The organism is Streptomyces beijiangensis, assembly GCF_017315755.1.
GTDB classification, from domain to species: Bacteria; Actinomycetota; Actinomycetes; order Streptomycetales; family Streptomycetaceae; genus Streptomyces; species Streptomyces beijiangensis.
The window spans coordinates 1-345 of the sequence record NZ_JAFLRJ010001686.1; the positions used below are offsets into that span (position 1 = coordinate 1).

1 pseudogene is annotated in these 345 nt (G+C 70.4%); it reads left to right on the forward strand.

From position 1 onward, the window contains the following. Positions 1-180, forward strand: a pseudogene (locus J0695_RS43235) (hypothetical protein); the annotation flags it as partial. Between the last annotated feature and the right edge of the window lie 165 nt (positions 181-345).

The following is a 345-nucleotide window of genomic DNA, read 5'->3' on the forward strand; positions in this document are numbered from 1 at the left end:
GCCCTGGTCACCGAGGGCGAAACCAGCGAGACGGAGTGGGAGGGGGTCGAGGAGAGCGCTCGTACCGTCACCCGCGCCGGGTGGTGGATCGATCAGCGTTCCTCCCAGCCGGACGACCTCACCGAGCTGCTCCAGGCCGCTACCGGGGCCGACCGGCCGACCGAGAACCCCTACTTCTGACCGACCGGGTGCCCCGCTGCAGCGGGACACCCGTCTCCTTCCGCCACTGGCGCGCCGGAGCCCCAAGCTGCCTGCGGCTTCTACCAGCGATCCCCGGCCGAGCCAAATCCCGGATGCGCCGGATTCTCTCCCTGCTGCCCCGATCATCCGGGTCCCTTGTTCTCC